The organism is Amycolatopsis minnesotensis, from assembly GCF_039529815.1.
Taxonomy (GTDB): Bacteria; Actinomycetota; Actinomycetes; order Mycobacteriales; family Pseudonocardiaceae; genus Amycolatopsis; species Amycolatopsis minnesotensis.
The window spans coordinates 1-21,836 of sequence record NZ_BAAANN010000054.1; the positions used below are offsets into that span (position 1 = coordinate 1).

The 21,836-nt window shown below is 71.0% G+C and carries 21 protein-coding genes; 15 read left to right on the forward strand and 6 right to left on the reverse strand.

All coding sequences use genetic code 11. From position 1 onward, the window contains the following. Positions 1-167 precede the first annotated feature (167 nt). Positions 168-1,241, forward strand: a complete 1,074-nt coding sequence (locus tag ABD256_RS40030) for a LysR family transcriptional regulator (RefSeq protein ID WP_344430912.1) — start codon at positions 168-170, stop codon at positions 1,239-1,241. A gap of 597 nt (positions 1,242-1,838) precedes the next feature. On the opposite strand, the gene ABD256_RS40035 is transcribed toward ABD256_RS40030, so the two are convergent. Further along, positions 1,839-2,333 carry a MarR family winged helix-turn-helix transcriptional regulator gene (locus ABD256_RS40035; protein WP_344430914.1) on the reverse strand — a complete coding sequence of 165 codons (495 nt, stop codon included), beginning with the start codon at positions 2,331-2,333 and terminating at the stop codon, positions 1,839-1,841. A 36-nt stretch (positions 2,334-2,369) separates the two neighbouring features. Here ABD256_RS40035 and ABD256_RS40040 point away from each other — a divergent pair, with 36 nt between their 5' ends. Beyond that, complete coding sequence (locus ABD256_RS40040) at positions 2,370-3,914, forward strand: FAD-dependent monooxygenase (protein ID WP_344430916.1); 1,545 nt, start codon at positions 2,370-2,372, stop codon at positions 3,912-3,914. Positions 3,915-4,257: 343 nt separating this feature from the next. On the opposite strand, the gene ABD256_RS40045 is transcribed toward ABD256_RS40040, so the two are convergent. The 4 genes from ABD256_RS40045 to ABD256_RS40060 form a co-directional block, all read right to left on the reverse strand. After that, positions 4,258-5,226 (reverse strand): NAD-dependent epimerase/dehydratase family protein, encoded by a 969-nt coding sequence (locus ABD256_RS40045; RefSeq protein ID WP_344430919.1) that lies wholly within the window; start codon positions 5,224-5,226, stop codon positions 4,258-4,260. 27 nt (positions 5,227-5,253) lie between these two features. Beyond that, positions 5,254-5,466: a DUF3072 domain-containing protein gene (locus tag ABD256_RS40050; protein ID WP_344430921.1), complete on the reverse strand. Its 213-nt coding sequence runs from the start codon at positions 5,464-5,466 to the stop codon at positions 5,254-5,256. A 141-nt stretch (positions 5,467-5,607) separates the two neighbouring features. Further along, positions 5,608-6,933, reverse strand: a complete 1,326-nt coding sequence (locus ABD256_RS40055; RefSeq protein ID WP_344430977.1) for a pyridoxal phosphate-dependent decarboxylase family protein — start codon at positions 6,931-6,933, stop codon at positions 5,608-5,610. A 631-nt stretch (positions 6,934-7,564) separates the two neighbouring features. Next, positions 7,565-9,775 (reverse strand): penicillin acylase family protein, encoded by a 2,211-nt coding sequence (locus tag ABD256_RS40060; RefSeq protein ID WP_344430923.1) that lies wholly within the window; start codon positions 9,773-9,775, stop codon positions 7,565-7,567. A gap of 261 nt (positions 9,776-10,036) precedes the next feature. Between ABD256_RS40060 and ABD256_RS40065 the strand changes: the two genes are divergently transcribed. Further along, positions 10,037-10,990 (forward strand): ABC transporter substrate-binding protein, encoded by a 954-nt coding sequence (locus tag ABD256_RS40065; RefSeq protein ID WP_344430926.1) that lies wholly within the window; start codon positions 10,037-10,039, stop codon positions 10,988-10,990. 319 nt (positions 10,991-11,309) lie between these two features. Here ABD256_RS40065 and ABD256_RS40070 read toward each other — a convergent pair whose 3' ends face one another. Then, positions 11,310-11,642: a carboxypeptidase-like regulatory domain-containing protein gene (locus ABD256_RS40070; protein ID WP_344430928.1), complete on the reverse strand. Its 333-nt coding sequence runs from the start codon at positions 11,640-11,642 to the stop codon at positions 11,310-11,312. 376 nt (positions 11,643-12,018) lie between these two features. Here ABD256_RS40070 and ABD256_RS40075 point away from each other — a divergent pair, with 376 nt between their 5' ends. The 12 genes from ABD256_RS40075 (at position 12,019) to ABD256_RS40130 (ending at position 21,835) form a co-directional block, all read left to right on the forward strand. Further along, positions 12,019-12,339 carry a DUF3870 domain-containing protein gene (locus tag ABD256_RS40075; protein WP_344430930.1) on the forward strand — a complete coding sequence of 107 codons (321 nt, stop codon included), beginning with the start codon at positions 12,019-12,021 and terminating at the stop codon, positions 12,337-12,339. A gap of 137 nt (positions 12,340-12,476) precedes the next feature. Next, a complete protein-coding gene (locus ABD256_RS40080) occupies positions 12,477-13,217 on the forward strand; it encodes an MBL fold metallo-hydrolase (RefSeq protein ID WP_344430931.1) in 741 nt (246 codons plus the stop codon). Positions 13,218-13,335: 118 nt separating this feature from the next. Next, a complete protein-coding gene (locus ABD256_RS40085) occupies positions 13,336-14,106 on the forward strand; it encodes a LuxR C-terminal-related transcriptional regulator (protein WP_344430932.1) in 771 nt (256 codons plus the stop codon). A 215-nt stretch (positions 14,107-14,321) separates the two neighbouring features. Further along, the gene (locus ABD256_RS40090) at positions 14,322-14,858 is read left to right on the forward strand and encodes a very short patch repair endonuclease (RefSeq protein WP_344430934.1); all 537 of its coding nucleotides are present in this window, start codon (positions 14,322-14,324) and stop codon (positions 14,856-14,858) included. Further along, positions 14,855-15,331, forward strand: a complete 477-nt coding sequence (locus ABD256_RS40095) for a methylated-DNA--[protein]-cysteine S-methyltransferase (protein WP_344430936.1) — start codon at positions 14,855-14,857, stop codon at positions 15,329-15,331. The genes ABD256_RS40090 and ABD256_RS40095 overlap by 4 nt, the downstream gene beginning before the upstream one ends. Further along, positions 15,328-15,807 (forward strand): RNA polymerase sigma factor, encoded by a 480-nt coding sequence (locus tag ABD256_RS40100; protein WP_344430938.1) that lies wholly within the window; start codon positions 15,328-15,330, stop codon positions 15,805-15,807. The genes ABD256_RS40095 and ABD256_RS40100 overlap by 4 nt, the downstream gene beginning before the upstream one ends. Beyond that, positions 15,804-16,394, forward strand: a complete 591-nt coding sequence (locus tag ABD256_RS40105; protein ID WP_344430940.1) for a methylated-DNA--[protein]-cysteine S-methyltransferase — start codon at positions 15,804-15,806, stop codon at positions 16,392-16,394. Before ABD256_RS40100 ends, ABD256_RS40105 begins: the two co-directional genes overlap by 4 nt. Positions 16,395-16,433: 39 nt before the next feature. After that, complete coding sequence (locus tag ABD256_RS40110; RefSeq protein ID WP_344430941.1) at positions 16,434-17,075, forward strand: PadR family transcriptional regulator; 642 nt, start codon at positions 16,434-16,436, stop codon at positions 17,073-17,075. Then, a complete protein-coding gene (locus ABD256_RS40115; RefSeq protein WP_344430943.1) occupies positions 17,072-18,556 on the forward strand; it encodes an FAD-dependent monooxygenase in 1,485 nt (494 codons plus the stop codon). The genes ABD256_RS40110 and ABD256_RS40115 overlap by 4 nt, the downstream gene beginning before the upstream one ends. Continuing rightward, positions 18,553-19,341: an alpha/beta fold hydrolase gene (locus ABD256_RS40120; protein ID WP_344430945.1), complete on the forward strand. Its 789-nt coding sequence runs from the start codon at positions 18,553-18,555 to the stop codon at positions 19,339-19,341. The genes ABD256_RS40115 and ABD256_RS40120 overlap by 4 nt, the downstream gene beginning before the upstream one ends. A 93-nt stretch (positions 19,342-19,434) precedes the next feature. Continuing rightward, positions 19,435-20,955 (forward strand): family 20 glycosylhydrolase, encoded by a 1,521-nt coding sequence (locus ABD256_RS40125; protein ID WP_344430947.1) that lies wholly within the window; start codon positions 19,435-19,437, stop codon positions 20,953-20,955. A gap of 25 nt (positions 20,956-20,980) precedes the next feature. After that, entirely contained in the window at positions 20,981-21,835 is an 855-nt protein-coding gene (locus ABD256_RS40130; protein ID WP_344430949.1) for an SGNH/GDSL hydrolase family protein, read from the forward strand. Position 21,836: the final 1 nt, after the last annotated feature.

The following is a 21,836-nucleotide window of genomic DNA, read 5'->3' on the forward strand; positions in this document are numbered from 1 at the left end:
TCGACTACCGAACACCCCACGAAACCCGCATAAGCTATCGTCAAGACCTCGCACTCGCGGCATAAAGCCCGGTGTCCGGTTTCCGGGGGCAACCTCAAAGGCTTGTTTCGTATCCCGTGACGCGGTTCAGGCATCACGGGTCGACGAGTGGGCTATCTTGCGGTGTTGTGGGCACGATCAACGCGGTACCGTCGGCAGAGTTCGACCTCCGACTGGCCCGCTACTTCACGGTGGTCGCCGAGCAGCAGCACTTCGGCCGCGCCGCGGAACTGCTGCACATCACCCAGCCAAGCCTGAGCCGCCAGATCCGGACCCTCGAGCAGCGTGTCGGTGCCCGGCTGCTCGACCGCGACCGGCAAGGCACCCGCCTGACCCCGGCCGGGGCCGCGTTCCTGCCCCATGCCAGGCAACTGCTGGCCGTCGCCGCAACGGCCGCGGCGGACGCCCGTGCGGCCGCGCTGCCAAGTCGGGTCACCGTCGGCTACACGCGCGGGCTGATCATCACTCCGGCGGTGCGGCACCTGCGCCACCACCACCCCGAGGCCGAGGTACAGACCCTGCACCTGGAGTTGCCCGAGGTGCGCACGGCCCTGTTCGGTCACCGGGTGGACGCCGTCGTGACGCGGTTGCCGTTCGCCACCGACGGACTGTGCGTCACCGTCCTGCACCGCGAGCCCCGTGTGCTGCTCGTCGCCGGGGACCACCGGCTGACCGGCCGGGAATCGGTCACTCTCGACGACATCGCGACTGAGCCGATGCCGAGGTTGCCCGATGCCGAGTGGGACTCGTTCTGGCGCGTCGACCCCCGTCCTGACGGCACGCCGGCACCCGACGGGCCGCTGGCCGGCCACCTCGAGGACTTGCTCGAACTGATCGCGTCCGGGCAGGCGGTCGCCATCGTGCCCGCCGGGCTGCGTGCCGACAGCACCCGGCCGGACCTGACCACGATCCCGCTGCACGGGGTCGAGCCATCTCAGGTGGTGCTCGCCACCCGCGTCGGGGACACCGCCCCCTGGTGGCCGCGTTCCACCGATCCGTCCAAGCCCAACTGGTCAAGACGGGCTACTAGTGTTCTGAGTCGTCGATTCGTTGACAGCTTGTCGGTATGGGGTATGGGTGATGGTCGTGGTCCGAAGCTGGCGTCGCTGGAGCTGACGCAGGCTGAGCGGGACACGTTGCCGGGGCGGGTCCGGCGGGGTAAGACCACACAGGCGTTGGCGACGCGTGCGCGTCCTTCGTAGCGGAACTGGCGGGCGTAATTGGTCGATCCGCAACAACTCACGCGCGGTCACTGAGGTAAACCAGGACGCGGCGGTCTGCGGTGGATGCCCGTAGGCCGATGCTGGGCTCCGATTGTGCTCCGTTGCTCCCAGAGCACACGGCACGGCGCGACACCGCCCGACATCAACGCCCGCGAAAAATGCCGCCTGAACTGCACAGATTAGCCCTGGGCGGCACTATGTGACACTTATTGATACGGCCAACCCGGGGATTAAAAGTCCTTTTCTCCACCAACTGCGCTAGCGGCCCGCGAGCAGAGTTTAGCGGGAGGCCGTCGGTGTCGAAGTGTCACCACTGGTCTGCAGGGTGGGACGTCGGCGGGGATCGTGGTGTTGACGAGACGGTTCGGTGCGCATTGGGGGAAGGCGGGCGTGTGCTTGCCGTACGGGGTCGCTGCCGGGGTGTCGCGATCCCGCGCACGGTCCTGCGGCGTGGTGAAGCCGGTGCAGGGCCCGTCGGCTGTTGGTCGAACGGTGGCCTGGGGACCGACTGGTTGGTCCGCGGGCAGAGTGGCCATCAAGTCCGCGGCCGCCCCGGTCGAGCAGGCCCCACGCCTGTCATGGGTGGCCTGACGCGTGGTCGTCTCGGTACGCGGGGTGGACTCCGGCGCTCAAGCCCTGTTGCTCAGCCACGCGAGCCAGCAAAGTGGCGAGCGTTGCTTGTTCGGAGGACGTCAAGGCGCTCAGCAAGTCGTTTTGGTGGGTCAGGAACGCTTGCCCGACGCGGGTCAGTGCGCGGCGACCTTGCGTGGTCAGCCGCACCGCCCGGTTGCGCCGGTCGGCCGGGTCCACTTCGCGGCGCACCAGGCCGAGCTCCTCCAGTTCGTCGAGGAGGACGACGATCCGGCTGGGACGCACCCCGAACGCGGTGGCGACGTCCCGTTGCGTCGTCGCGCTGTTGTGGCTGATCCAGCGCAGCAGGCCGACGTGGCGTGGCGCCAGGCCGAGCGGTGCGATCCGCTCGGCGAACCGGTCGGCCGCGTGCGCGCCGAGCTGGGGTAACAGGAAAGCGGCCCCTGCCGGGGGAGCGTCGCCGCGGGGTCGGTTCGCCATGGCCAGATACTACACTAGTGTGTATCGTTCACTGCTATGAACGATACGCAGCCATTAACGATATGGCCGACCGACGTGCTCGTGGTCGGCGGCAGCCTCACCGGGTTGTCCGCCGCGCTGTTCCTGGCGCATCACGGTGTTCGCTGCGTCCTGGTCGAGCGTCATCTGGACACGTCGCCGCATTTCCGGTTCCGCGGGATCGCCGCACGGTCGATGGAGTGCTTCCGCGGCGTCGGAATCGAGGCCGCCGTGCGGGCCGCGTCCACTCAGGACCAACGCGCGGGAGGGGTGGCCAGAATGGCCAACCTCGCCGCCGCCGATGTCGCCTGGCTGCCAACACCGTGGGAAGACGACATCGCGGGGCTCAGCCCCTGCGCGCAGGAGACCTGCGATCAGGACCAGCTGGAACCCGTCCTGCGCCGGGAGGCCATTCGTCGCGGCGCTGACGTGCGATTCGGCACCGAACTGCTGGAGTTCCACCAGGACGCGGACGCGGTGCACGCGGTCGTGCGGGACCGAACAGCGGAGAAGCGTTACCAGATAAGGGCTTCCTACCTGATTGCCGCGGACGGCGTGCACAGCCCGGTCCGCGAAGCGCTCGGGATCGGCCGCACCGGTCCTGGTGTGCTGGAAGACCGGATGAGCGTGCTGTTCCGAACCGATCTGGACGCCGCTGTGCGCGGGCGCCGTTTCACCGCATGCGTCGTCGACGACATCGCCGCCACCCTGGTGCCTCGCGCGGGCGGGGCGTGGATGATGACGGTTCCGTTCGATCCCCGCGCCGGGGCCGGAACGGGGAGCCACTGGGCCGGCCTCGTCCGGGCGGCGTCCGGACGGCAGGACGCCGTGGTCGAACTGGTCGACACCCTCTCATGGCAGTGCGCGGCCCTGCTGGCCGATCGGTTCCACGACGGCAGGGTCTTCCTCGTCGGCGACGCCGCTCACGTCATGCCGCCCACCGGTGGCTTCGGTGGGAACACCGGCATCCACGACGCCTTCAACCTTGCCTGGAAGCTGAGCTTCGTGACCCGCGGCGCGGCGCCGCCTGCCCTGCTCGACAGCTACGAACGAGAATGCAGGCCGGTCGCCCAGCACACGATGGACCAGGCGCTGGCCCGGCACCGCCGCTGGTTTCCCGCCACCGCGTACGCGACCGGCCCGGCGCCGGACACGACGATCGTCGACGACAACACCGTGATGTTCGGCTACCACTACCGCGGTCCCGGGCACCCGCCGTTCGACGAGCCGGCGCGCCCCACCGGACTTCCCGGCACGCGGGCACCGCACGCTCCGCTCGACGAACACCTGTCCACACTGGACAGGTTCGGCTGTGACCTCGTGCTCCTCGGGGCGGATCCCTGGCGCGTAGCCGCCGCTCGGATCAGCACCGAGGACCGGATCCCCCTGCGAGACCATTCCGCGCGAACCGGCGACGGCGTCACCGGTGCCGGAGCGGTGCTGGTCCGGCCGGACGGGTTCATCGCCTGGCGCTGCGACGCCGCCGTCGACGACCACACCAGCGTCCTGCGCGGTGCACTTGACGACCTCGGGCTGGTGACCGCTCGGATGACGTACCGATAGCGACCGCGGTCTCTCGGCAACCCGGCGAATCCGGCCCTGACACCACGGCAAGGAGTTCACGATGTCGTATCCAGAACCGCGCTGTCTCGGGGACAGCGGCGAAGCCAGTGCGATGTATCGGCCGTCCGGGCAGGAGCCGGAGCTGACCGGCAGGGCGAGCAGGACGAGCTACCGGCGCGAGCACCCGGTGCGCGGTTCGGCCTCTGCCGATGGGACTTCACCGGACCGCCGAGCGGTCCGGACCCGCACGACGGCAAGCGCTGGATCGACGCGACCTAGGGTGATGTCCCCGGCCAGGGTGTGGGGCGTGGCCCCGCGAAAGGGCACCGCGCCCCGTGCGGATTCACTCCTGGGGTCGTGCCGAAGTGATGGTGCCGTCGACGGTCATCCAGCTCAGCGCGTCCTGGGTGGCTTCCAGTCCCGTGTAGCGCGGGTGGTGGCCGAGCAGCCGGTGTGCCTTGCCGACGCCGCAGTGGGGGCTGTGCCGGAGGTGATCCTCGGTGACGCGTGCGTCCTCGTCGTCGACGGTTTCCTTCCACCGGTCCCAGGGCAGGTAGTCCAGCCGTGCTGCGCGGCCGAACCAGGCCGCTGTCGCTTCGGCGTATCCGCGCATGGTCACAGCTTCGTGGGAGACCGCGTGGAAGCTTTCTCCGATGCTCACCGCGCGGTGCGCGATCGCGGCCAGGAACAACCGTGCGACGTCGTCGGCGTGGACGTGCTGCAGCGTGGTCAGCCCTCGGTCGGGCAGGGACACCGGTTCCCCGTCGGCGAGTCGCTGGAACACCGCCGGGTTGACGTTGCCGGCCGGGTTGACCGGCACCCAGCCCCGGCCCGTGATGTGACCGGGGTGGATGACCGTCGCCGGGAATCCGGTCGTCCTCGCCTGTTGGTGCAGGTACTGCTCGATCTCGGCTTTGCGCTTCCCGTACGGGGTCAGCGGCCGCCGCGGCCCGTCCTCGGTGGTCGGGACGCGGGTGCTCGCGCCGTGCACCCAGATCGTGCCGCAGTGCAGGAAGTGCTGGATCCTTCCGCGCAACCCGTCGACGAGCTGCTGGGCGCTGGCCTGGGTGAAGCAGATCAGGTCGATCACGATGTCCGGGTCCAGGCCGGCGATCCGGTCCCCGAACGCGTTGGCGGGCTCCTCGGCTTCGCGGTCGGCGGTCACCTCTCCGACCGTCGTCCATGCCCCGTGCCCGAAGTACGGCGCGCGGTGCCCCCTGCCCACGACCGTCACGTCATGGCCGGCTTCGACCAGGCGGGGCACCAGGTAACTGCCGATGTGCCCGGTCCCGCCGATCACGACGACCCGCATCGCGCCCTCACCCCCGTTCCCGGAAGGTCACTGGCCCCGCCCAGTCCGGTCCTGCAACCGGTCGATCAACTCCGAGGCCTCCGCCTTGCTCAACGTCTCCGGCACCGCCTCACCCGCCTCCTGCGCCAGGGTGGCCAGGTACGAGCGCTGGGGCCCGGTCATCGGCTCGTCGCCGGTCGCCCAGTCCGCGCGCGGTTTCTCAGGGCTGGGCGTCCCGCTCGAGTGTGTGCTGTCGTTCATCTGAATCCTCCGCGTCGGGCACCGGTCGATCGGGTACTACCCAGCGGCAGAAGAGACCACACCCCCGGCGGTTAGTTGCCCAGAACGCCGGGCGTGACGCCCGCACCGCGACGGGCGAGTGCCACCTCGGCTCTCGGCTGTTCAGTCGCCGTCGGCGAGCAGGTCCAGCACCTGCTGGTGCAGCCACGGCACGTACTGCTCGGTCTCCGGCTTCATCAGCACGCTGCGCAGGATGCGGCCGCGGGGGACGTCCGCGCGTACCCGGTGGCCTCGGGCCGCCAAGCCCGCGGCGTCGACGGTGTAGGTGGCCACGAACAGGGACCGCGCCGGGGGCAGCCGCATGCCCCGGGTCAGGACGTGGGCGCTGGCCTCGTCGATCTCCGACAGCCGGTCGCGGGTGGGGTAGTAGCCGAGGATGTCCAGTTGCGGGCGCTGGTACAGGGTCAGCCGCTCGCTGGCCTCGATGCGGTCGGCCCAGGCCAGCGCGGCGCGGCGGCCGGGGCGCAGGGCCGCCCCCAGTCCGCCGGGGGTCAGCGGCAGCAGCCGCAGCGTCAGCCAGAGCGCCGCGGCCGCCGCGCCCGCGCGCGAGCACTCCAGGGAGATCTCCCCCAGGTGCAGTTCGTCCGAGGTGAAGTAGGTGTAGGGCGAGTCGTGCAGGAAGTGCCTGGCCACACCCGGGTCGTTGAACAGCACCGCGCCGCAGCCGTAGGGCTGCAACCCGTGCTTGTGGGGGTCGATGACGACCGAGTCGCACTCGGCGATGGCGGCGAACGGTGCCGCGGCCACCCCGTCGGGGCTGTCGTCGGCGATCAGGCGGAAGAAACCGCCGTAGGCGGCGTCGACGTGCACTCGTGCCTCGTAGCGCCGGCACAGCGCGACGATTTCGTGCACGGGGTCGATCGTGCCCAGCCCGGTGGTGCCCGCGGTGGCCACCACGGTCCCGATGCCACCGGCTCGCAGCAGTTCCTCCAGCGCGTGCAGGTCCATGGTGCCCTCGGCCGTGACCGGCACGGCCATTCCCCGCACGCCGAGGAGATGGCACATGCGGGAGTGCGTGTAGTGCGCGTCGGCGCTGTAGGCCACCGCCCTTCCGGGGTGGGTCTCGCGCGCGACGAAGAGCGCTTCGAGATTGGCGATGGTTCCGCTGCTGGTCAAATGCCCCAGGTGCGGGCCGAAGCCGAACATCGTCGCCAGCTGCGCGACGACCTCCTTTTCCATCCGGGCCGTCGCGGGACCGCCGTCGAGGGCGTGGTTGTTCGGGTTGATCAGCATCGTCGTCACGTAGCCGACGACCGCCGCCGGATGCGGCGGCTTGAGCATCTGCCCCACGTAGCGGGGGTGGAAGAACGGGTAGTTCTCCCGCAGCCTGGCGCGCAGGTCCTCGGTGGCTCGCCGCAGTGCGCCCACTTCCACGTCCAGCGACGGGTGCGGGGTGTATTCGCCGTACTCGCTCATCCAGCGAGCCATCTCCGCCACCGCGGCGCGCACCTGCTCGCCCAGTTCGGCCGCGCCTGCCGGACCACCGCGAAGCAGGCCCTCCCCCGCCGGGCCGGCATTCCGCGTGGCGCGGCTGGGATCCGGCGTCGTCATATCGGGCTCCTCCGAGTTCGCCATTCCCGCCCGCGCGAAGCGCGGCCAGTCGCGCTGTATCCAGAGAAAAAACGAAGCCAACGTAACACGGCGGGGTCGCGGTTGCCACGACGATTCCGCACGGGTACTCGTAACGCCCGCTGAAAACTGCCGCGAATCCACTCGAATAGTCCTTGCCGCGCACCGCGGCGAATGCTTCGCCGGTCACCGGGCCCGAAAAACCATTGCATTCCAGGTGCGGAGGGGCCGCGCCGGTGCTCGATTCTTTTCGCGCCCGCCGGCGTTTCGGTTCTACGCCTCGTGGCCTGGCGGTTGCGCGAGGTGCCGACGTGGACCCGGCCGCACGGGGGCGCCCGGCAGACGCGACGGCCAAACCCGGCGGCGCTGGTCTTCAGCCGGGGGCATGGCCACCGCCGCCGCGCTCCGGGCGGGGATGGCCGCGCGATCGACCGACAGCCCGATCCGGTCCGGTCGCGGGCGTTCGTGGCGTCGCCGGGAAACGGCGGCTTCACCGGCCCGGGTGGTAGCGCCGCTCGATGTGGCCGTCGAGGTCGTCGGGGTGGAAGTAGACGGGCCGGAGGTCGCCGCGGGCGTACCGGTCGGCCTGGTCGGCGAAGTGCGGCGAGCCGGGGTGGCCGCTCGCGCCTCCCTCCCGCACCGCCATCGCCCGCAGCCTCGGGCCGAACTCCACGACCGCGACGAACGTGTTGCCGCTGGTGCCGTAGAAGCGCTTCGTGGTGCCGCCGGGCGATCGCGGTCCGCGGTCGGCCGCGAACGAGGCGAGCGAACCGAGCTTCGCGGAGACGAAAGGCACCGGGGTGCTCGGCTTCGCGTCGTCGAAGGTCTGGTCGATCGCGTCGTCGAGGCGCTGGAAGCGGTTGATCTCGCCCCAGGGAACCCGCCAGCCGCCGAAATCGCGCGTGAGCCGTGCCATCGCCGCTTCGAGCGAGACGAGTCGCTGCTCATCGGTGTCGCGCGGCCCCTCGGCCCAGAACACGGCCAGCGAGGTCTCGGTCGAGTCCACGCCCCAGCGGTAGTCCCAGCCGCGCAGCAGGGCGATCGGATCGGCGAGCTTCGCCTTTCGCGGGGAGCCCTCCGGCAGCTTTTCCCACGCCTCGACCAATTGCGGCACCAGCCCGCTCACCGGCTCCCCGTCACCCGCGTCGGGGGCGAAAGCGGGAATGCGGGAATCGAACGCGACATCGCGCAGGGTCTGCGGGGTGAAGGCGTTCCGCCCGCTCAGCAACCGGACGGCGTGCGGCCCGCGTTCGGTCTCGCCGACTTGGTCGCAGTACCGCGGGTGATCGGCGGCTTCGGGACTGTCCGGGCCGGCGCACGTCCAGGGCCAGTTGTTCGAGTTGAACACCCAGCCGTGCCGCGGATTCACCGCCCGCGGCAGGTCTTCGAGGCGGTGCAGCCCCTTCCAGTCGGTCGCCGGATCGCTGCCGTCGACCGGTTTCGTGTAATCGAAGCGGTTGTCGCGGATCGGCATGAACTGCGGCATGAGAAAGGCGATTTCCCCCCTCGAATCCGCGAATATCGTGTTGTTGGAGCTGTTGGCCTTGAATTCGGCCACCCGGAGGTATTCCGCGTAGTTCCTGGCCTTGGTGCGCAGGTAGCTTTGCTGCAGCGCCTCGACGGGCTTGTTCATCAGGGCGAACGCGATCCACTTGCCGCCAGCCTTGCCCACGATCGGGCCGTGATGCGTGCTGAAGGCGGTGAAGCCGCGCTGGGCCGTGCCCCCCGCCGTGCGGTAGGTCAAGGTGATCGTCTTCTTCGCCACCGGCCGCAGCGCGGCGCCGTACCGGTAGGAAAGGCGGCCGTCCGCCGCCGTCACGATCGTCTCGGCGAACTCGTCGACGTTGTCGGCGCCGGTCGAGGTGTGCATCCAGCCCGCGTTCGCGTTGAAACCCTGGTAGAGGAAGAACTGCCCCCAGGTGGCCGCGCCGTAGGCGTTGAGCCCTTCACCGCTGGTCACCTGCTGTTCCGAGCGGAAGTAGAAGGTGGTGTGCGGGTTGATCAGGAGCAGCGCGTTGCCGTCCCGCGTGCGGTTCGGCGCGATCGCGATGCCGTTCGATCCGGTGGGCTCGCGCGGCGGTTCGGGCTCGGCGCCGTCCGGGGCCGCCTGGTGGTCGTAGAACGCTTGGAGCCGGGAGAGCGGGGCTCGCGTGATGTCACCGCCGATGCTGCCTTCGGTGAAGCTCAGCGCCATCCACGGTTCGAACCGGGTGAGCACGCGCGGGCGCACCTCGGGGTGTACCGCGAGGTAGTAGTTCAGCCCGTCCGCCCACGCCTGCATCAGCTCGCGCAACCAGGCCGGGCTGTTCGGGTAGAGCTCGCACTCCAGCGCCCCGGGATCGACGAACAGGCGCTGGCGGAGGTCCTGCCAGAGCGCGCTCTCGCCGTCGGCCTCGGCGAGCCGGCCGAGGCTGGTCAGGTAGTTGGTTTCGATCCGGTCGAAGTCGTCCTCGGCCTGGGCGTAGATCATCCCGAACACCGCGCTGGCATCGGTTCTGCCGTGGATGTGCGCGATTCCCCAGTCGTCGCGGGTGATCGTCACCTGCGCCGCGCGCCCGCGCCAGCGGGCGAGATCGGGTTGGGCCGGTGCCGGAGCGGCGGCGGCCGCGCGGCCGGAGGGCAGGCTCGCCGTGACGGCGGCGCCCCCCGCCCCGCCCAGGAACCGCCGCCGGTTCACCTTGCTGTGCTGCGCATCGTTCATGCGTGGCTCCACCTTCCTCGGGCGTCAGACGGCGCGGGCCGAAGCTGAGCCGGAGACAGATACGTGCGGAGGATCTCACAGGTCCCCGGCTGTCAGCGGCCGGACGAAACCCCGTACCGCGATGGCGGCGCACCGCTCTCCACAGAGCCGCGCCACGCTCTCCACACTTCGGCGCGGCCACCGCCGCCACCATGACCGGCAGCGGACGAAGGGAGCGCGATGTCACGGCCGATGAGCGAGGCAGGCGAGGGAGCCGGCCGGATGAGCCGACGGTCGCTCCTGGCCACCACCGCGCTCGCGGCGGCGACCGTCGTGGGCGGCTGCGCCGCCGCCCCCGCCGGCACCGGCCCCGGCGCGTGGGCCTTTCGCGACGATTCGGGCAAGCTCGTCACGTCGAGACGACGCCCGGAGTCCGTGTTGTGCTACCTCGGACTCGCGGCCGCCCTGTGGGACCACGGTTTCCGATGCGCCGGGACCTACAGCGCGCTGACCTCGCCCGACCCGGACGACCGCAGCATTTCCGGGGATCTCGACCGGCGGGCGGTGCCGTCGTTCGGCGACCTCTGGGGCCAGGTCCGGCTCGAGAAGATCGCGGCCGCGCGCCCCGATCTCGTCATCGTCGGCGTGATGAGGGGCGAACCGTTGCTCGCCGACCACGACCTCGCCGGTATCGAGCGACTGGCACCCACACTGCGGATCGAAATGCACGACCGGCCGCTGGCCGCGACGCTGGCGAGGGTGGCGGAGCTGGCCGGAGCGCTGGGCGGCACCGACCGCGACCGCGGCGCGAAGGAGTACGAAAACGCGGTCGCCGCGCTCGGGCGTGCCGTCGACGCCCGCCGGGACGTCCGGACCGCGTTCGTCGCCGGGCAGACCGCGGGACTCGACTTCAACCTGGTGGCCTTCCCCACCGTCCGGCTCGTCCACGACCTGGGCCTGCCGACCGTGGTCCCGGATTCGCGGGGAACGGCGTACACCGTCAAGGTCTCGTGGGAGAACGTGCCCCGGTACCCGGCGGACCTGATCCTGGTGGACCAGCGGCCGTACAGCCGGCAACCGGACCAGCTCGCCGCGAACCCGATCTGGCGACGGCTGCCGGCGGTCGAACGGCGGCAGGTGGCCGCGTGGAACCCGGAGCCCGTGCTCAGCTATGCCGGGGTCGCGAAGGAACTCCAGCACCTCGCCGAGGTCCTCAACGGCGCCAGGCACCTCTGACCAGTGGTCCCAGATCGCCGGGCAGGGTCGCGGAATCGCCCTGCTCGCCGGCGCGCCGGACGCCCGCGAAAGTGAGAAAAGTGGCGCTGGATTCCCTGAAAGCGGGGCAGAGAGGCTGTCGACCCGGCATCCGGTGGACCGCAACACCGCCGCGTTCGCGGCGTTTCGCGAGCCGCTGGTCATCTTTACCGCAAACACTTACGAGGGCTTGTATTGCGTGCGGTACGAGCAGTTCTACTCGCCCGCCGAGCTTCCGGACGGTCGCTGCCCCGAACGCTGCTTGCGGTACGCCCAGTTCGCCGATGGGGCGCGCCCGGTGCTACTTGATGCCGAAGTTCACGGTCGTCTCGGTGTCCCGGACCGCGACCCCGACCGCCCACGGCGTGGTGGTGGCGTGCCCGTCGCTGTCGAACTGGACCGAGTACTTGCCGGGGGCGAGATCGGCGAAGCGGTAGTGCCCGGTGCTGTCCGTGCGGACGGATTTCCGCCATCCTTCGCTGGCGGACACCAGTTCCACCGCGAAGTCGCTCGCGCCGGGTTCGCCGGGTTGCTGCGCGCGGTCTTCGTTCAGGTCGAAGAACCCGGCCCCGGCTACCGCGCCGGTTTGCCGGTCTTCGGCTGACGCCGTCGATCCGATGGCCGTGAGCAGCAATGGTGCGGTGAGTAAGGAATGCGGGCACGTCGCCGGGTTGTGGCCCGGATCACTTTTCGGCGTGCGAGTGGGGAGCCGAGCCGGGTAAGTGCTGGTCAGTGTCGACGAGAGCCGCGCCAGGCAGTGCCGTGAACGCGGTCCATTGCCCGGGAGCGGTGAACCTCGTCGTGACCGGTACGTCCTAGGAATTACCAGTTCAGCTCAGGGCGACAAGCCCGCCGAAGGCGTTCCGCACAAGGCTGGAACGCGCTGCACCGACCAGGTGGACTACGCGGGCGACCCGCGCCCCAACGTCGAGATCAACAGCGAGGGGGAGGACACGGGTGTCTGCCCCGCGCCGAAGCACTCCTGACCGGCCGCGGGACAGAATGGCCCGATGGACGCCAGGAAGCACATGATCGTCATCGGCTACGCGAAGGTGCCCGCGCAGTCGACGACGCGCGCGACCCACGAGTTCTTCTCCATCAGCCTGCTCGTGGAGCCCCCGGGATCGACCGTCCTCGCGGTCGACTCCACCGCGGCCACCGCCATGGCGCGGGAGTGGCTGTCGTCGCTGCTGACCGGCGCCGACCTCACCGCGGACGACGCCCCGTACCTCGCCGCCGTCGACCGGAACTACCTCGGACCGGCGGCGGGATCGATCAAGCAGGCGATCCGGGACGTCTGGCGGCGCTTCCCGGCCAGCGGCACCGGGTAGCATTCGAAGCTGACAGACATGCGCGTCCGCGCCGGGTGTTCGGGAAACCCGCCCGCCCACCGGCCGATCCGACAGCGGTCTCCCTCGCCGGTTCCTGGGCGCGTGCCCCGGCACTGTTCGTCATGCGGAGCACAGCCATGTCAGCGGTACACCCCATCGAAACCGTCTTCATCCCCGACGGCGACGTGCGCGCCCGTCCGGCCGATCTCTTCCCCGGCACGACAGCCGAGCAATGGCGGGCGCACGGCGACCTCGTCGACGCGACCGGCAGGCTCGTGTTCGCGGTCGGCGCGTTCCTCCTGCGCGCCAAGGGATATCTCGCGCTCGTCGACCTCGGTCTCGGCGAGGTGCACATCGACACCCCGGCGGGCGCGTCCTACCGCGGCGGTGGCCTGATCGGCAACCTCGCCGCCGCCGGGGTCACCCCCGATGCCGTCGATCTCGTCGTCTTCACGCACCTGCACCGCGACCACGTCGGCTGGACCTCCACCGGCGGCGCGCTCACCTTCGCCAACGCGCGCCACGTCGTGCACCGCGCCGAATGGGAGCACTGGCACCGGAACCCGTCACCGCTGGGGCCGGACCCGGCCACGGTGCTCGAACCCCTCCGCGAGACGGTCGAGTTCTGCGCGGACGGTGCCGAGATCGCCGACGGCCTGCACGTCATCGAGACCCCCGGCCACACGCCGGGCCACATCAGCCTCGCCGCCGGTCCACGCACCGTCATCGCGGGCGACGTCCTGCATTCCCCGGCCCAGTTGCGGCACCCGCACTGGTGCTTCGGCTCGGACACCGATCCGGCGCGGGCCGCGGCCTCCCGCGGCCGCCTTCTGCGGGAGTACGGCCCGGACGTCCTCGCCTGCGGTCACTTCACCTGACGCGCCGGGTGAGACGGGAGCCACCGCGGCCGGGCGGAAAACCCCCCGCGGTTTCGCGTCACGGGGGTGTTCGCGGCTCGTCGCTGCTGCGAGAGCAGCACCGACGAGAGGACCGGATGTGAGGATCGAGCCGAGCAAGCACCGGGGGACGACCGAGCGCGGAGACGTCGACCTGGGGGTGGCGATGCTGGGCGCGATCCCGCTGGTACGGCACGCGGTGGGCACCATCGTGACCGTTTCACCCGGTTTTCAGTGGCTGGGCAGCGGCGGCAGCACCCACCACGCCATGCAGGCCTGCGCCCGGCTCCGCCCGGACGTGATGCTGGTCGACAGCGTGCTGGACCCGATGTGCGCGCTGGTCAGGCGGATCCGGTCGATGAACCCGGCGCCCGCGGTGGTCGTGCTCGTCGACGGCTGCCAGCGCACGAGCGACTACCTGCGGCGGGCGGTGGGCTTCGGGGCGTCCGGCGTGCTCGCGGCCACGGTGTCACCGTCCGAGCTGCTGGCCGGGATCCGGGCCGCCTGCGCCTCCGGGGACTTCATCGACGACGACCTCGCGCACCTGGTCGGCGTGCACGGTGAGGTCACGCCACCGCCGCGGGGCTGCCCCGGCACGCTGAGCGCGCGCGAACACGAGGTGCTCACGCTGATCGCCGACGGACTCGACAACCAGGCGATCGCGGGCAGGCTGACGGTGTCCGTCGAAACCGTGCGCACCCACGTGAAAGGCGTCCTGCGCAAGCTCGACGCGCGCGACCGGACCCACGCCACGTCGCGCGCCTACCGGCTGGGGCTGCTGTCCGTGCACGACACCCCGTCCGGGCCCGACGGCAGGTCGGCGCCCGCGCTGGTGCCGTCCGCCCGTCGCCCGCTGGCGGCCGCGACATGATCACCACGGCGGTGCTGCTCGTCCTGCTCGTGCTGGCGCTGCTCGGGTCGGCGGTGCTCGACCGGGCGGGCGACCCGCCGAAATCCCGGTGACCAGCCTGCCGCCCCGCGCCTGAGCGGCTCGGGCCGCTTCGTCCGAGGCGAGCCCGTCGCCGATGACGCGCAGGCGAAGAAGATCGATAAGCCGGTCACGGTGCACCACACCGTCAACTCCTCGTGCCCGGCACCAAGCTCGCGGTCACCGACTCGTCCGAGGACGTCGCGGGGGAAATCCCGATCGCCTGGATCTCACGTTTCGCCCCGCGCGGGCGTCTACCCGGTATGAACAGCAATTCATGGGCGTCGTCACCGGTGGTGCGGCGGGTGATGCGGGCCAACACCTCGCGCGACACGGCGCCGGAACGGGCGGTGCGGCGGCTCGTCCACGCGGCGGGACTGCGGTACCGGGTGGACGCGCGGCCGGAGCCGTCGCTGCGGCGGCGGGCGGATCTCGTGTTCACCCGCGCCCGCGTCGCCGTGTTCGTCGACGGCTGCTTCTGGCACGGCTGCCCGGCGCACTACTCGCCGCCGGGCACGAACAGCGGGTACTGGGCGGCGAAGATCACCGCGAACGCGGAACGGGACGCCGAGACCACGGCGTTGCTGCGAGACGCGGGGTGGACGGTCCTGCGCGGATGGGAGCACGAACCCGCGCACGACCTGGCCGCCAGGGTGATCCACGCGGTCCGCGCCCGGAACGGAGCGCGGGCATGAGGCACACCGTGGTGGATTCCCCGCTGGGCGAGCTGACCCTGGTCGCCGACGACGACGGGCTGACCGGGCTCTACTTCGAGGAGCACCTCCGCCGTCCCGTCGAACTGGGACCGCGCGTGGACGAGGGGTTCGAAGCGGCGGCCGGTCAGCTGCGGGAGTATTTCGCCGGGACGCGGACCGGGTTCGACCTCGACCTGGCGCCGCGGGGATCGGAGTTCCAGCGGGAGGTGTGGAAGCTGCTCACGAAGATCCCGCACGGCCGCACCACGACCTACGGCGAACTGGCGCGCGAGCTGGGCGATCCGGGGCTGGCGCAGGCCGTCGGCGCGGCGAACGGGCGCAACCCGGTGAGCATCGTGGTGCCGTGCCACCGGGTGGTCGGCTCGGACGGCGCGCTGACCGGGTACGCGGGCGGGCTTTCGCGCAAGCGTTTCCTGCTCGACCTGGAACAGCCGGACGGGCGGCTCTTTTGAAACCGTTCGAACAGGTGGTGGCCGAGCACGGGCCGGCGGTGCTGCGCGTGTGCCGGGCCGTGCTGGGCCCCGCCGACGCCGAAGACGCCTGGTCGGACACGTTCCTCGCCGCACTGCGCGCCTATCCGGAACTCGGCGAGGACGCGAACGTCGAGGCGTGGCTGGTGACGATCGCGCACCGCAAGGCCATCGACGTCGTGCGCCGCGCGTCGCGGCAGGCGACCCCGACCGACCGGGTGCCGGAGCGGCCGAGCGAAACCGGCCGCCCCGACGACTGGGACGGCGACCTGTGGCGCGCGCTCGCCGCGTTGCCGCCGAAGCAGCGCGCCGCCGTCGCCTACCACTACCTGACGGGCCTGCCCTACGCCGAGATCGCCGCCATCACCGGCGGCAGCGCGGACGCGGCCAGGCGCGCGGCCGCCGACGGCATGAAGGCCCTGCGCAAGAACTACCCCGTGGAGGGAGAACTCCGATGAACCCGTTGGACCGACTGTCCGAAGTAGACTCCTCGACCGTGGCGCGCCTGCACGCGCGGCTCGCTGCCGCTGCCGAGCGGGACGGCCTGCTGGATGTCGCCTACCGCACCGTCGACACCCCCGTCGGGCGGCTCCTGCTGGCCGCGACCGGTGCGGGCCTGGTGCGGGTGGCCTTCGCCAGCCAGGACCACGACCGGGTGCTGGCCGCGCTGGCGGACGCCGTCAGCCCGCGCGTGCTGCACGCCCCCGGCAGGCTCGACGACGCCGCGCGGCAGCTCGACGAGTACTTCGCGGGCGAGCGCACGGTGTTCGACCTGCCGCTGGACTGGCAGCTCTCGCACGGCTTCCGGCGGACCGTGCTCGGGCACCTACCGGACATCGGCTACGGGCACACCGCGAGCTACGCCGAAGTCGCTCTTGCCGCGGGCAGTCCGAAGGCCGTGCGCGCGGTCGGTACGGCGTGCGCGACGAACCCGCTGCCGGTCGTCGTGCCGTGCCACCGGGTGGTGCGCTCGGACGGCACCTCCGGCGGCTACGCGGGCGGAGCCGAAGCGAAGCACACCCTGCTGACCCTGGAAGCCGCCTGAGCCCCTTCTCGATTACGATCACCCTTGCATAGTCAGTTCATGACTAGTAATGTCCTGACTATGGTGACCGACAAGCGCTCCGCGCTCGGATTGACGGTGCTCGGCATCCTCGCCGGTGGGCCGATGCACGCCTACCGGATCCAGAAGCTGATCAAGGACTACGGCAAGGACCGGGTCGTCAACGTCCGGCAGCGCGCGAGCATCTACCAGGCGATCGAGCGGTTGCTGAAGCTCGGGCTGATCGAGGTCGACGGGGTCGACCGGGAGGCGGGGCGCCCGGAGCGCACCGTCTACGCCATCACCCCCGCCGGTTCTGAAACGGCGAAGGCGTGGCTCAAGGAGATGCTCGCGACGACCGGCGCCGAGTACCCGGAGTTCCCGGTCGGCCTGTCGTTCCTGATGATGCTCGAACCGGACGAGGCGGCGGCCCAGCTCGAGATCCGCTTGGCCGCCCTCGACGCGCAGGTCGCCGAGGTGGAGCCGCTGCTCGACGGTTCGGCGGGGGTCGCCCGGATCTTCCTGGTGGAGGAGGAGTACCGGCACGCCCTGCTGGCCGCCGAGCAGCGCTGGCTCCGCGCGCTCATCGGGGACCTCCGCGCCGGTGCGGTCACCTGGTCCGAGGAGTGGCTGCGCCGGGCAGCCGCCGAATTCGCCGCGAAACAAGAAGAGGAACAGTCGTGAAGAACGTGCCCGTTTTGCTCGCCGGTGGTGGTCTCGCCGGTCTGACCAGCTCGCTTTTCCTTGCCCGCCAAGGAATCCCGTCCTTGCTCGTGGACAGGCATCCCGGGGTTTCCATCCACGGCAAGGCACGCGGGATCAACCAGCGGACGATGGAGATCTACCGCGCGTACGGGATCGCCGACGCCGTCGAGCGCGCGGGTGCGCCGTTCGAGGCCGAATCCGGCGTCGCCCACTGCGAGACGCTCGCGGGCGAATGGCAGTGGCTGTTCGACGCGGACGTGCCGCGGGCTTGGCCGGACGTCACCGCCGGGGCCTTCTGCATGGCGGACCAGAACACCGTCGAGCCCATCCTGATCGACGCCGCGCGTTCGGCGGGTGCCGAGCACCTCTTCGACACCGAACTGGTCTCGTTCGACGCGGACGCCGGCGGGGTGATCGCGACACTGGAGAACCGCACCACCGGCGAGCGGCAGCGGGTCAGCGCCGAATACCTGATCGCCGCGGACGGGAACCGGAGCCCGATCCGGCAGAAGCTGGGCATCGCGAGGACGGGGGAACGCACCTTCCAGCACACCGTGAACATCGTGTTCCGCGCGGACCTCTCCGCGTTCCTCCCGCGCCGCGCGCTGTTCTGGATCATCGCCAACCCGGCCGGGTTCCACGGTGGGCTGGTCAGCACCGCCGATCCGCGCCGCTGGCAGGCGTCCATCGCGTACGACCCGGCCGAGGAGTCCACTGAGGACTTCACGGACGAGCGCTGCGCCCGGCTCGTCCGCGCCGCCGTCGGCGAGGACATCGACGTCGAAATCGAGGGCGTGGCGGCGTGGGAGCAGGCGGTCGGTGTCGCCGAGCGGTACCGCGACGGCAGGGTCTTCCTGGTGGGCGACAGCGCGCACGTGTGGCCGCCCGCCGGCGCGCTCGGCGCGAACACCGGGGTGCAGGACGCGCACAACCTGGCGTGGAAGCTCGCCGCCGTGGTCAAGGGCGAGGCGGGCGACGCCCTCCTGGACACCTACGACGCGGAGCGGCGCCCGGTGGCCGAGGCGCTGGCGCCCGCGATCGTCGCCCACCAGGAGGCGAGGATGAGCGGGAGGCCGGAACCCGCCGCGCTCGACGATCGTGCGCAGGCACTCGGCGCGCGCTACGGCGCCGGGGAAGCGCTGGGCGCACTCGCGCAGGAGGTCCGCGTCGGCGCCAGGGCGCCGCACCTCTGGCTCGGCGACGTCGCCGTGCACGACCTGTGCGTCGACGGGTTCGTGCTCCTCTGCGACAGTCCGGAATGGACAGACGCCGCGAGTGCGGCCGGAGTGCGCGCTCATCGCGCGGAGGAGGCCGAGGGCTGGGCGGAGCGGTACGGTTCCGGCGCCGCGCTCATCCGCCCCGACGGCTACGTGGCCTGGTGTTCTTCCGGCCCCGCGTCGGCGACGGAGCTCACCGGCGCCGTCGCTCGGGCGCTCGGCCCGGTACGGTCGCCCGTGTGATCGAGATCGACGGCGGCAAGCTGTTCTACGAGGTGCGGGGCAGCGGCAGCCCGGTGGTGCTGGTGCACGGCGGCTCCCTCGACGCCAGCATGTGGGACGCCCAGGTCGCGCTGCTCGAAGGCGCGCACACGGTGATCCGGTACGACCTGCGCGGCCACGGGAAGTCGTCGTCGCCGACGGCGCCGTTCTCCCATCACGAGGATCTCCGGCAGTTGCTGGACGCACTCGATGTGCCCAGCGCCGAAGTGGTCGGTCTCTCGCTCGGCGGTCAGATCGCGATCGACTTCGCGATCGCGTACCCCGGACGCGTCGCCAAACTCCTCCTCGCCGCGCCGGGGATCAGCGGGAAGCCGTTCCGCGACCCGTTCATCCTCGGCAACCTGGCGGAACTCGCCGCCGCCAAGGAAGCCGGGGAGCACGAGCGCGCCGTCGAGCACATCCTGCGCATGTGGGTAGACGGTCCACATCGGACGTCCAAAGAGGTCGATCCGGCGATCCGCGCGTTCTGCCGCGAGCTGAACTTCGCGAGCGTGACCCGTCCGGAGGGGGCGGGCCACAGCTTCGCGACCGGGTTCGGCGCCGCCGGTCGGATCGCCGAGCTTCGCGCGGAAACGCTGCTGCTGGTCGGCGATCTGGACTGCGCCGACATGCTGGGCACGGCCGACCTGATCGCCCGCGAGGCCCCGCGCGTCCGGAAGCACACGCTGCCCGGCGCCGGGCACATGATCAACCTCGAAGCACCCGCCGAGTTCGCCCGTTTGCTGAGGCGCTTCCTCGCGCGCTGAGTAAGAAGGCTCTTGCGTGACGTAAGAGCACTCTTGCATACTCGATGCGGTCAGTGCGCAGACATGCGTGTATCCCGACGCCGGGGAGCATTGATGAGCAGATCCGTTCGCTTGGCCGCGGTGGCGGTCGTGGCCGGTGCCGCACTCGCCCCGCCCGCGCAGGCGACCCCGGCGGACGTGCCGCCGAGCGTTCCGGCGGTGCGGGACTGGCAGCCCGCCGCGGGAGCGTTCGAGCTGGGCGCCGAGCCGGTGATCGTCGCCGAGACCGCCGCGCTGCGTGAGACGGCCGACGTGTTCGCGGCGGACCTCCGGCAGGTCACCGGGAAACCGGTCGGCTCGCGCACCGGCGGCCCCGCCGGTTCCGGTGACATCCTGCTGTCGGCGGACGAGCACGACCAGGGCAGAGCGGGCTACCGCCTCACCGTCGCGCCCACCACCGTGGTGCGGGGCACCGCGGACGGGGTCTTCCTCGGCACCAGGACGCTCGTGCAGTGGCTGCGGCAGCGACCCCGGATTCCCGCCGGAACCGCGACCGACTGGCCCGACTACCCGGAACGCGGCCTGCTCGTCGACGCGGGCCGCCGGTACTTTTCGCTGCCGTGGCTGCGCGACCGGATCCGCGAGCTGTCCTACCTGAAGATGAACTACCTCCACCTGCACCTGTCCGATGTCCAGGGGTTCCGGCTGGACAGCGCCACCCACCCCGAAATCGTGGCCGACCGGCACTACACGAAAGCCGAAATACGCGAGCTGGTCGCGTACGCGGCGCGCTACCACGTGCTGGTCGTGCCCGAGCTGGACTTTCCAGGGCATGCCGACGCGGTGCTGAAGGCGCATCCGGAGCTGGCACTGCTCAACCGGGACGGGACGGCCGAAAAGGGCGCGCTCGACATCACGAAACCCGAAGCCCTGGCGCTGGTCCGCGATCTCGTCACCGAGTTCCTCCCGCTCTTCCCCGGTCCGTACTGGCACCTCGGTGCCGACGAGTACATCCGGAACTACGACGACTACCCCCGGCTCGCCGCCTACGCGAAGGTCCACTACGGACCGAATGCGACCGGGAGGGACGCGCTCTACGACTTCGTCAACTGGGCGGACGAACTGGTGCGGGGCAACGGGAAAACCTTGCGAGTGGCCAACGACGAGCTGAGCCGTGGCGGCGGGGCGACCCGTGTCGCACCCGATGTCGTGGTGGACCACTGGTCGGCGGACGGGCCGCTGCAGGCCCCGTGGTTCGGTGCCGCGCAGTCGCCGCGCGAGCTGATCGCGGCGGGGCACCGCGTGCAGAACTCGTCGTTCACGCCGACCTACTACGCCACCGGCGGGGCCGCCGCGCTGCTCAACGCGCCGCCGATCGCGATGTACAAGCTGTGGAACCCCACCGTTTTCGTCGACGGGACCAGGCTGGACGCGAACGAGAACATCCGGAACCTCGGCGCGAAGCTCAGCGTCTGGTGCGACGACCCCACCACGATGACCGAGCCGGAAATCGCGGACGCGGTGGCGCCACGCCTTCGCGTGCTCGCGCAGCTCACGTGGGGATCTGCCGCGCCGCCGGGCTATCTGAGCTTCCTCTCCCGAACCCGAGCCGTCGGCACCCCGCCTGCCGGCTGAAACCGCACCGGAAAACGAGGTCAGCATGCGTATTCGAGGTATCGCGATCGCCGCCGCTGCCGCCGTGGTGATGACCGCACCGGCCGCACGGGCAGCCGAACGGTACGAACACTACGTCGCGCTCGGCGATTCCTATGCCGCGGTGGGGAACCTGCTCAGCACGCACGGCACCGCGGGGTGCTTCCGGTCGACGGAGAACTATGCCGCCGATCTCGCCAAGTCCTTGCACATCAAGGATTTCACGGACATTTCGTGCGGCAGCGCCACCACGGAGCACCTGGTGAAACCGCAGAACACCGGCCTCGGCACCAACCCGCCCCAGCTCGACGGGCTTTCCGCGGACACCGATCTGGTCACGCTCACCATCGGCGGCAACGACCTCGGGTTCGTGGACATCGCCACCGGGTGCGGGCTGCTCAGCGCCACCAACCCGTTCGGAAACCCTTGCCAGCGGGCGAACACCGCGCACGGCGTCGACAAGGTCATCGCGAAGATCGACGACGAGGTGGTGCCGAAGGTCGCCGCCGCGGTGCGCGCGATCGCCCAGCGGGCGCCGCGCGCCACCGTCGTGGTCGCGGGCTACCTGCCGTTGCTGCCGCCCCAAGCCGGCTGCTGGCCCGTGGTTCCGCTCGCCGCCGGTGACGCGACCTGGTTGCACGGCGTGCAGCGCCACCTCGACGACGCGATCACCGCGCAGGCCGGACTCGCCGGTGGCATCGCGGTGAACCCCAGCGGCCGCACCGGGCACGACGCGTGCCAGGTGCCGTCGAAGCGCTGGGTCGAGCCGGTGCTGCCCGCCGCGGCCACCACCCCGTTGCACCCCAACGCCGCCGGCCAGCGCGCGCTGGCCGGGTTCGTCGAGGCCGCCATCACCGGTTGAC